The organism is Acinetobacter sp. YH12097, assembly GCF_013419225.1.
In the GTDB taxonomy this organism is placed as follows: domain Bacteria; phylum Pseudomonadota; class Gammaproteobacteria; order Pseudomonadales; family Moraxellaceae; genus Acinetobacter; species Acinetobacter amyesii.
The window spans coordinates 1-10,124 of record NZ_VPAN01000062.1 but is presented as its reverse complement, the minus strand read 5'-3'; the positions used below and the strand labels follow the sequence as shown (position 1 = coordinate 10,124).

Below are 10,124 nucleotides of genomic sequence, written 5' to 3'. Positions count from 1 at the left end.
ATTAATTTGATGGCTTCAGCTTTAAATTCTGTGGTGTAAGTCTTGTGTTTCTTGCTCATGGTAAACTCCTGATGAGTGTGTTTAGTTTACCAAGTTAAAACCTCCTGTTTTTTCAGCACACATCACTTTGTGAATTGTTTTTTCATCATCTATTAATTGAAACTTAATTTTTCTTAGAAATTCTTTATCAAAAATCATATCTGAGTTTCTCGAAAAGTAAAGATAAAAGATATTAGGCAACTTTTAGAGTTTGCCATACAACAATCATTTTATACTATAACATAGTTCTTGACCTCTAATATTAACAATAGCCAGAGCATCGTATGTTCAGGCTATTTGATATCTATTAGTATGCCAGTTTAATGAGTAATCTAAAGAGCCCAGCAACGATGAGTAAACTTAGAAACCCACCAAGCCACAGGACAATAAACCATTGTGTTTGTGAAAGTTTCATTGATGAACTCCTTTAATGATAGCCATCACCTACTTTGACTTTATCTTTAAATACCCAATAAGACATGGCGGTATAACCAATAATGATGGGAATCAAGATTAATGCCCCAATCAAGGCAAACAACTGACTTTGATGTGGTGCAGCCGCATCCCAGATGGTGATAGATGGTGGAATAATATAAGGGAATAAACTAATCAAAAAACCTGTGTAGGCAAGGAATACTAATGCCAACATATACATAAATGGTGAAAATTCTTGCTGTTTTTTACAGGCACGGATGACCAATACACTAAAAAGTAATACGAGGATGGGTACAGGGCTAAGGTAAAAGAGTTGTGGCAAACTAAACCAGCGTTCTGCAATCACAGGATGTGCCAATGGTGTATAGATGCTGACTCCTGCAAAAATAACCAATAAAGTCATCACCAGTTTAGGCATCAACTGATATAAATGCTGCTGCAATCTGGATTCAGTTTTAAGAATTAACCATGCACAACCCAAGGCTGCATAAACAACGACAACACCTACACCTGTAAAAAGTGAAAATGGCGTTAGCCAATCCAATCCACCACCTGCATAACGATGATCTACAATCTCGATACCCTGAATATAAGCCCCCAAAATCACGCCTTGTAAAAAGCTGGATAGGATTGAACCCCAAATAAATGCCTGATCCCATAAATATCGGGTACGATTTGCTTTAAAACGAAATTCAAATGCGACGCCTCGAAATATCAATGCAATCACCATCAAGGTAATCGGTAAATAAAGTGCAGAAAGTACGGCTGAATACACCAGAGGAAAAGCAGCAAATAATCCTGCTCCGCCCAATACCATCCATGTTTCATTACCATCCCAGACAGGGGCAACGGTATTCATCATCACATCTCGTTCCTGTTGGTCTTTGACAAAGGGAAAAAGAATCCCTATGCCTAAATCAAAACCATCCAGTACCACATAGATGAGAACACCCAAACCAATAATTGCGACCCAAATCAAAGATAAATCAATCATGATGATGCTCCTTTATCTTGTTCATCAAGTGGTTCATTGATTGCACTTAATGGACGCATTGGGGTTTTAAAATGTCCAACACCACCGATTTCATCAGTTTGACTATGGATAAACTCTGGACCTTTGTGCATGATTTTCAGCATGTAATAAATACCGACACCAAACACAATGCAGTACACCACCACAAAGATAATTAAGGTGAGACCCACTTGTTCAACCGATACGGGTGACAACGCATCTTTTGTCCTCATAATTCCATAGACAATCCATGGTTGCCGTCCCACTTCCGTGGTAAACCACCCTGCCAACAATGCGATAAAGCCCGATGGTCCCATGATGAGTGCAAAACGATGAAACCATTTACTTTCATAGAGTTTGCCTGTTTTTCTTAACCAGACACTGACCAAAGCCAGTAAAAGCATCAATGTGCCAAGTCCGACCATGATACGGAAACTCCAGAACACAACAGTTGAGTTAGGACGGTCTTCAGGGGCAAAATCTTTTAAGCCTGTCACTGTGCCATCCATTGAATGGGTCAGAATCAGACTACCTAAATTTGGAATTGCCACAGCGTATTTAGTACGTTCTTCCTGCATATCTGGAATCCCGAATAGATACAATGGCATACCCTCATCATGATTGGTTTCCCAATGTCCTTCCATCGCAGCAACTTTTGCAGGTTGATGTTTTAAGGTATTTAAACCGTGTGCATCTCCGATAAACACTTGTAAAGGGGCTAAAATCAGAATCAGCCACAATGCCATTGAAAAGGATTTTTTTACCAATTCATCTCGACGACCTTTGAGTAAATGCCATGCTGCTGTACCTGCGACCAATAAAGCGGCAACCATAAATGCAGCAATTCCCATATGTACCAAGCGATAATGGAAAGATGGATTAAAGACAATCGCCCACCAATCTTGCGGCACAATAATGCCGTTTTCAATGCTAAAACCTTGTGGGGTCTGCATCCAGCTATTGGAAGATAGAATCCAGAACATGGAAATACATGTACCAATGGCCACCATTAAGGTAGCGAAAAAGTGCATTCGTGGACTAACTCTCCCCCAGCCAAATAACATAATGCCGAGAAAACCTGCCTCCAAGAAAAATGCACTTAACACTTCATAAGCGAGTAATGGACCTGTAATACTGCCTGCAAATTGAGAAAACTCACTCCAGTTTGTCCCAAACTGGTAGCTCATCACTACGCCAGAGACCACGCCCATCCCAAAGGACAAGGCAAAAACCTTAATCCAGAACTTAAATAAATCTTGATAGACAGGATTATTTGTACGCAACCATCGCCATTCTAGAACGGCTAAAAAACTTGCTAATCCAATGGAAATTGCTGGAAAAATAATATGGAAAGACACGGTAAAGGCAAACTGTATTCTTGCCAGCTCCAACGCTGTTAGTCCTAAGTTCATAAGACCTCCCAATTGTTATGGAGAAGATTTAGATACTTTAAAAAATAGGAGATCATTTAGGTTGATCGCAGCCATAAGCACGCATAAATGTTGTGACAGCAATATTTACCCACTGATCAACCTGTATTGCAGATGGAGCAGCATTTGGATGAGTAAGACATTGAAACTGTGGTTCACTTCTAACTAAGTTGATAAATAGACTTGCCGCAGTCTCACAACCCAGTTCATTTAAATCGACTTCTCCCGATGCGACTGCACTGGCAAGTTGCTCAGTAATCATGGTAATCATGACTTGTGGACCTGCTAAATAAAATGCTCGTGCAAGATTTGGGAAACGCACTCCTTCAGCAATCACCACTCGAAAAACAGCGAGTCCTGCTGGAGAAAGTACAATATCTAGATAAGTACGAGCTAAAATGGTAAGTGTTTCTCGTAACTTGCCATGTTTAAATTTAATATCACGTACTGTATCTGTGAATGCTGTACATTCAGCTTCGATTACTGCGGTAAAAAGAGCTTCTTTATTTGGAAAATGTGCATATACAGTTGACTTGGAAACCCCTGCTTCTTGTTGAATCATGTCTGTGGTTGCTGCGGAAAAACCATGTGTTAGAAAAACACGTCGTGCTGCCTGTAAAATCTGGAGTGCTTTGCCTGTGAGTTCATGATTCATTTGTGGCATCAGAAATATCCTGAATATTAAGTTGAGTCAGTAAAGTATTGACATACTATCAAACCGATCGGTACACTTCAACCATACCAGTACTTAGATAACTTTATCAATATATATTTGAATTTATCAAAAATCTGGTTCTTTATATTCTTAAATAAAAACCGAGCGGTTCGGTACAATATGCAGGATAAATGATTTATATGAAGTTACAGTCATTGCTACAAAACGCTGGAACAGCATTTTGTATGATTTCAATCTGTGGGTGTACAGTCGGTCCTGATTTTGTACGGCCACATCATGAAATCACTCAGTTACAACCACCTCCCCATACAGATGATATTTACAATAATCAACTATCATCTACAGATAAAATTCCATCTGAATGGTGGAAAATATTTAATGATAAACTTCTGATTGAACTACAATCTCGTGCAAAATTGAATAATCTTGATTTGCAAATGGCAGTAGAACGCATTGAGCAAAGCCGAGCACAATTAGGGATAACCTCCTCCCAGTTATTACCCAATATAGGTGGTTCAGCAAGTTATTCCCGTGAAGCCCTAAGTCAGAATGGCAAGTTTGCAGCACTAGGAGCTCCAACCAAAGCAAGTGATTTTTGGCAATTAGGCTTTGATGCTAGTTGGGAGCTTGATTTATGGGGACGTGCTCAACGTATGCGTGAGGGTGCAACAGCATCTTTTGAGGCAACAATTTATGATCGTGAAGCAGTCCAAATTGCCCTATCTGCGGAACTTGCTAGAACTTATCTGCAATTACGAGGTACACAGGCACAACTTAGTATTGCTCAACAAAATTTAGAAATTGCTAATCGCCTAATCAAAATCACTGAAAGTCGTATGCGTAATGGCGTTGCAACACGTTTTGAAACTGCCTCTGCTCTGGCTCAACAGGCTACTGTAAAAGCTATGCTGCCTGAATTAATACAGCAACGTAATCAACTTATGAATGCTCTGGCATTATTGATAGGTGAAAAGCCAAGAGTATTAGATGAACAATTAAGCCAGACTTTAACATTACCTGTATTACCTCAGCATATTCCTATTGGAATCCCATCTGAATTTGCACATCAACGCCCAGATATACAACGTGCTGAAGCTAAACTTCATGCAGCAACAGCAGCGATTGGTGTTGCCAAAGCCGATTTTTACCCACGTATTGGTCTAAGGGGAAGAGTTGGTGTCGAGGCTTTTGAAATTAATGATCTGGACAGTTGGGATTCTCGATTATTTTCCGTTGGACCAACTGTCTATTTACCTATTTTTCAGGGTGGAAAATTAACCCAACGGTTGGCATTAAATGAATCTCGTCAAAAAGAAGCTGCTCTCGCATATCGTCAAACTGTGTTACGTGCTTGGCATGAAGTAGATAATGCTCTCAATGCCTGGAATACTCAACAGAGTCATCATGCCGAATTAGTTGTTTCTTATGAACAAAATAAACAAGCATTTCAAGCTGCTGAAAGAAGTTATCAGCAAGGCATAGCGGATTATATGACCGTATTAACTGCTCAACGTAACTTATTGACGGCACAAAGTCAGTTAAATACCAGTTCTACCAATGTAGCAGTGAGTATTGTTAATCTTTATAAATCATTGGGTGGTGGGTGGGATGTTACATCCTTTAATACTGCTTCGGTAATACCTCTATCGAGGGTTAATCCATGAGTAGTGTACCACCTTCTCCACCTACAACAGGAACACGACCACCCAAACGTGCTCTTGCAGGATTACTGGGTATTCTCATTGCTGCCATGATGGCAGGGTTAAATAATCGTGTTGGTGCTTTAGCTTTAGCAGATATTAGGGGGGCATTGGGCTATAGTCTGGATGATGCTTCTTGGCTTACCACGGTATACAGTGCTGGTGAGTTAATTGCTATGCCTTTTGCTGCCTGGTTTGCGATTACTTTATCCATGCGTCGTTTTGAACTATGGATGATTAGTTTATGTGCATTATTGGCTCTTATCCTTCCCTTTATACACCATTTGGATTTATTACTGGTTTTACGCTTTGTACAAGGGATTGCCAGTGGAACAATGATTCCATTATTGATGATGGCAGCTCTTAAATTTCTACCTCCACATATTCGTTTACATGGGTTGGCACTATATGCACTAACAGCAACCTTTACACCTAATTTATCTATTTGGCTCACAGGTTACTGGACTGATGGCATTGTAGATTGGCGTTGGGCATATTGGCAAATCATACCACTGGCCTTAATTTCTGGTGGATTGATTGCATGGGGTTTACCTAAAGATAAAATTCAAATTGAACGTTTTCCACAAGCAAATTGGTTTGGTATGGCTTTAGGTGTACCTGCACTAGGTCTAATTGCTGTTGCCCTTGATCAAGGTATTCGTTTGGATTGGTTTAACTCACCACTGATAGTGGTATCGCTGATAGCAGGTTTAACGCTATTGGCCGTTTACCTACTCACCGAATGGTACCATCCATCCCCTTTTATTAAATTACAAATTTTGAATCGTCGTAATTTAGGATTGGGTTTTACCTTATTCGTATTCTTATTGATTATCTTGACCTCTGGAGCATTATTACCAATGCGTTATCTTGGGGTAATACAGGATTATCGTTCTCAACAAATGGCATCTATCGGACTGATGATTGCCTTGCCACAGCTTATATTAGGTTCAGTAGTTGCCATTTTCTTATACAAAAAATGGGTTGATGCTCGCTGGATTTTTGCTGGTGGCTTACTGCTTATTGCTTTGTCCTGCTTTTTAGGAACGCAGCTAACATCTGAATGGAATAGTGATCAATTTATCCTTATTCAATGCTTGCAAGCTTTTGGTCAACCAATGGCAATTGTTTCAATGCTATTTCTATGTACAAGCGTTGTACAACCAATTGAAGGACCTTATGTTTCTGGAACAATTAATACATTACGTGCTTTTGGATCACTTCTTGGTGGAGCTGTAGTTGGGCAATTTATGGTTTTAAGGGGAGACTTTCATAAAGAAATGTTACTGGATCATGCTGCATTAACCAGTGACATGCTCCCAGAACCATCAGAACCTTTACAGCTTATGGCAGTTATTGCTCAACAATCTCTCGTTTTATCCGTTGCTGATACTTATCTGGTACTTGGTATTCTCGCTTTGTTGCTTATCCCATTTGTATTGCGATTGACCTATATCCCTGCACCAGATCTTCACCAAACAGCACCACTCCCAGTTTCTAAATAGGATGAGTATCATGTCATTACCTAAAAAAACCAAGATCATCAGCATTGTTGTATTACTTATTGTTGCAATCGGCTGTGTCATTTATATCAATACACCTGAATCAAGTGCAACCAGTCAGTCAACAGAAGATGCTTATGTACAAGCAGATTTTACTTTTGTTACACCTCAAATCTCTGGAACAATTCATCGGGTCTTGGTTGAAGAAAATCAACAAGTCAAAGCTGGTGATCTATTGGCAACGATAAATGATGAGGACTTTATTGTAGCGGTTGATGCTGCCAAAGCACAGGTTGAAAATGCTAATGCACATATTGCAAGTATTAAAGCTCGACTTGCACAACAACAAACAACCATCCGTCAGGCACAAGCAGCCATTGATGTTGATAATGCGGAATTAAAATTAGCTAAAGAAAATCAGACACGGTATCGTAATCTAGCTGCGGATGGTTCTGGTACAGTACAAGCAATGCAACAAGCAGAAGCACAGTTAAGTATCCGCCTCGCCAATCGTGACAAAAATCTGGCTGGACTTGATGCCACTAAGCAACAAGTGGATATTTTAAAGACGGAACTTGAAAGTGCTAAAGCGGCCCTCTCTCAAGCCAAGGCAGCTCAAGCTGCTGCTGAATTGAAATTGTCTTATACCCAGATTACAGCTCCAATTACTGGCATGATTGGGCAAAAGTCAGTACGTGCAGGTACTTTTGTCAATACAGGAAAACCATTACTTGTTATTGTGCCTCTTGATAAACTTTACATCACTGCAAATTTTCGTGAAACACAACTTGCTCACATTAAGACAGGGCAATCTGTAGATTTTAAAGTGGATGCTTTACCAAATACGATATTAAAAGGCACTGTAGAAAGTGTTGGACCAGCTAGTGGAGTAAGTTATTCTGCTGTTGCTCCACATAATGCCACAGGAAATTTCACTAAAATTGTTCAGCGTTTACCTGTGCGTATTCACATTATACCCAATCAACCCGAAGCAAAAAACTTACGTGTTGGTATGTCTGTTATCCCAACGATTTATATTAAGGATAAGTAAAATATCCTCCGTATGTTTTCCCATCAATAGATAAATGGTGGGAAAACATAACAAAATGATTATCTAAAAATTACTTGAATATTTATAATTATTTATAGAGATATGGATAATGACATCTATTGAAAGAACAGCTTATCCTCGTTTTAAAAAACACATTTCCAAAAAAGAGCTGGAACAGGTCTATACACCTAATCAGGCGGAGCTCACTTTTATCTCTAAATTGGCTCGTAAATCTGAATTAAGATTTGGGGCAACTCTTTTGCTTAAATCATTTCAGCGATTAGGTTACTTCCCTACTTTTCAGGATATTCCTCGTCCAATTGTCCAGCATATTGCTGAATCACTTGATTTCCAAATGAGCCATAATTTGGATTATGAAGACCGTACGCTTTATCGCCAACATCAGAATATAAGAGCTTATCTTGATGTATCTGAATACAATAGAAAAGGCACAAAAATTATAGAAACATCTATGACTACAGCAGCACAGGTTATGGATAACCCTGCTGATATTATTAATGTGGCAATCGAAGAGCTAGTACGCCAAAGAATTGAATTACCTGCTTTTAGTACCCTAGACCGTTTTGCTGGAAAAATTCGTCATACTGTAAACCAATCATTTTTTGATATGGTGAATACAAAGCTGACTGATTCTGAAAAAATACAGTTAGATGAATTATTGGATGTGACTGACCATAAGCAAAAAAGCCTTTTACATACCCTTAAACAGTTACCTAAACGGTCATCACTGGAGCATTTACAGCGATTACTAGACCATATTGTAAGACTATCCAATACGGTAGGTGCAGACCATCATTTAGATGGAATTCCTCATACCAAAATTAAACATTTTGCAGCGGAAGCTCGTATTCTTGATGTTGCTGAACTAAAAGATTTTAATTCTGCCAAACGACATGTACTTTTACTAAGCCTAATTTATCGAACTCGAATCAAAGCTCGTGATGACTTAGCCAATATGTTCATTAAAAGAATGAACCATATTCATCAGCGAGGTAAAGATGGACTGGAACAATTAAGGATTCGTCATCGGCAGAAAACTGAATTTTTAGTGGCAACCCTTTCCAATGTTATTGATACACTGGATACTCACCCAGAAGATGCCGATGCTGGTCGTGCCGTTCGCCAACTTTTAATCGAAAATGGTGGACTTGAAGCCATTCAAGATGATTGTGCCGCAATCACGGCATATAGTGGAGATAATTACTATCCATTATTATGGCGTTTTTATCGTAGCCATCGTGCTACCCTCTTTCGTATGGTGCATTTGCTTGATTTAACCTCAACCAGCCAAGACCAATCGTTAATGCAGGCAATCAATTTATTGCTTGAATATGAGAATCGAAAAATCTCCTATATTGAGGAAAAGATTGATTTTTCCTTTACCAATGAACGCTGGAAAAAGACCATCATTCAGGGTGGTAAAATCAGTAGGCAGCATTTTGAAGTCTGTGTATTTTCATCACTTGCAGCAGAGATTAAATCTGGTGATATTTCAATTTATGGTTCGGAAATCTATGCCGATTATCGAGAACAATTATTACCATGGCAAGAATGTGAACTTCTAGTTTCCAATTACTGTGAACAATTAAATTTCCCTAATAATGCCCAAGATTTTACGACTTATTTAAAAGGCTGGCTCACCACTGTTGCCGAAACGATTGATAAGAATTATCCAAGTAATGGTCATGTGACTATTGGTGAAAATGGTATTCCTGTTTTAAAACGCCATATGTCCAAAGAGCCAACCGCTTCTGCTAGGGAATTGGAAACTACACTTTTACAGCGATTGCCTGAACGGAATATTATTGATGTACTGTGTGATGTTGCTCACTGGACAAACTGGGCTCGGCATTTTGGACCACTATCTGGCTCTGACCCTAAAATAGATAATCCTACTGAACGATATATCCTGACAGCCTTTACTTATGGCTGTAATCTTGGACCAGCACAGGCTTCCCGACATTTAAGAGGAAAAGTTACCCCACATATGCTGTCCTTTGTGAACCGTAGGCACTGTAATGTAGATAAACTAAACTCTGCTATGGAAGACATTATTAACCACTATCACCAGTTTAAATTACCTAAAATCTGGGGTGAAGGTAAGACTGCTGCGGCAGATGGCACCAAATATGTGATGTGTGCTGAAAAAACAGGAGGTTTTAACTTGGTAAACTAAACACACTCATCAGGAGTTTACCATGAGCAAGAAACACAAGACTTACACCACAGAATTTAAAGCTGAAGCCATCAAATTAATT

The 10,124-nt window shown here is 39.2% G+C and carries 7 protein-coding genes and 1 pseudogene; 4 read left to right on the top strand and 4 right to left on the bottom strand.

The window, feature by feature from the left end; translation table 11 throughout:
• Positions 1 to 346: 346 nt before the first annotated feature.
• The 4 genes from FTU37_RS15620 to FTU37_RS15605 are packed head-to-tail and all read right to left on the bottom strand — an operon-like array spanning position 347 to position 3,580.
• On the bottom strand, positions 347 to 454 hold the full coding sequence (locus FTU37_RS15620) for a DUF2474 domain-containing protein (RefSeq protein ID WP_180124625.1): 108 nt from the start codon (positions 452 to 454) through the stop codon (positions 347 to 349).
• A gap of 12 nt (positions 455 to 466) precedes the next feature.
• Positions 467 to 1,468, bottom strand: a complete 1,002-nt coding sequence (cydB, locus tag FTU37_RS15615) for a cytochrome d ubiquinol oxidase subunit II (RefSeq protein WP_180124624.1) — start codon at positions 1,466 to 1,468, stop codon at positions 467 to 469.
• Positions 1,465 to 2,898, bottom strand: a complete 1,434-nt coding sequence (locus FTU37_RS15610) for a cytochrome ubiquinol oxidase subunit I (protein WP_059246500.1) — start codon at positions 2,896 to 2,898, stop codon at positions 1,465 to 1,467. The genes cydB and FTU37_RS15610 overlap by 4 nt, the downstream gene beginning before the upstream one ends.
• Positions 2,899 to 2,950: 52 nt before the next feature.
• Complete coding sequence (locus FTU37_RS15605) at positions 2,951 to 3,580, bottom strand: TetR/AcrR family transcriptional regulator (protein ID WP_180124623.1); 630 nt, start codon at positions 3,578 to 3,580, stop codon at positions 2,951 to 2,953.
• 191 nt (positions 3,581 to 3,771) lie between these two features.
• On the opposite strand from FTU37_RS15605, the gene FTU37_RS15600 reads away from it, so the two are divergent.
• From FTU37_RS15600 to FTU37_RS15585, 4 genes and pseudogenes are all read left to right on the top strand, one after another.
• On the top strand, positions 3,772 to 5,256 hold the full coding sequence (locus tag FTU37_RS15600; protein WP_171254502.1) for an efflux transporter outer membrane subunit: 1,485 nt from the start codon (positions 3,772 to 3,774) through the stop codon (positions 5,254 to 5,256).
• Positions 5,253 to 6,797, top strand: coding sequence for an MFS transporter (locus FTU37_RS15595; protein WP_059246502.1), 1,545 nt, complete (start codon positions 5,253 to 5,255; stop codon positions 6,795 to 6,797). Before FTU37_RS15600 ends, FTU37_RS15595 begins: the two co-directional genes overlap by 4 nt.
• Before the next feature lie 10 nt (positions 6,798 to 6,807).
• A complete protein-coding gene (locus tag FTU37_RS15590) occupies positions 6,808 to 7,845 on the top strand; it encodes an HlyD family secretion protein (protein ID WP_059246503.1) in 1,038 nt (345 codons plus the stop codon).
• Positions 7,846 to 7,954: 109 nt separating this feature from the next.
• Positions 7,955 to 10,003 (top strand): annotated as a pseudogene (locus tag FTU37_RS15585) (DUF4158 domain-containing protein); the annotation flags it as partial.
• Positions 10,004 to 10,124 lie beyond the last annotated feature (121 nt).

Excerpts from the sequence above, each read along its gene's own strand:
- FTU37_RS15620 (WP_180124625.1), bottom strand. The coding sequence starts at position 454 with ATGAAACTTTCACAAACACAATGGTTTATTGTCCTGTGGCTTGGTGGG.
- cydB (WP_180124624.1), bottom strand. The coding sequence starts at position 1,468 with ATGATTGATTTATCTTTGATTTGGGTCGCAATTATTGGTTTGGGTGTT.
- FTU37_RS15610 (WP_059246500.1), bottom strand. The coding sequence starts at position 2,898 with ATGAACTTAGGACTAACAGCGTTGGAGCTGGCAAGAATACAGTTTGCC.
- FTU37_RS15605 (WP_180124623.1), bottom strand. The coding sequence starts at position 3,580 with ATGCCACAAATGAATCATGAACTCACAGGCAAAGCACTCCAGATTTTA.
- FTU37_RS15600 (WP_171254502.1), top strand. The coding sequence starts at position 3,772 with ATGAAGTTACAGTCATTGCTACAAAACGCTGGAACAGCATTTTGTATG.
- FTU37_RS15595 (WP_059246502.1), top strand. The coding sequence starts at position 5,253 with ATGAGTAGTGTACCACCTTCTCCACCTACAACAGGAACACGACCACCC.
- FTU37_RS15590 (WP_059246503.1), top strand. The coding sequence starts at position 6,808 with ATGTCATTACCTAAAAAAACCAAGATCATCAGCATTGTTGTATTACTT.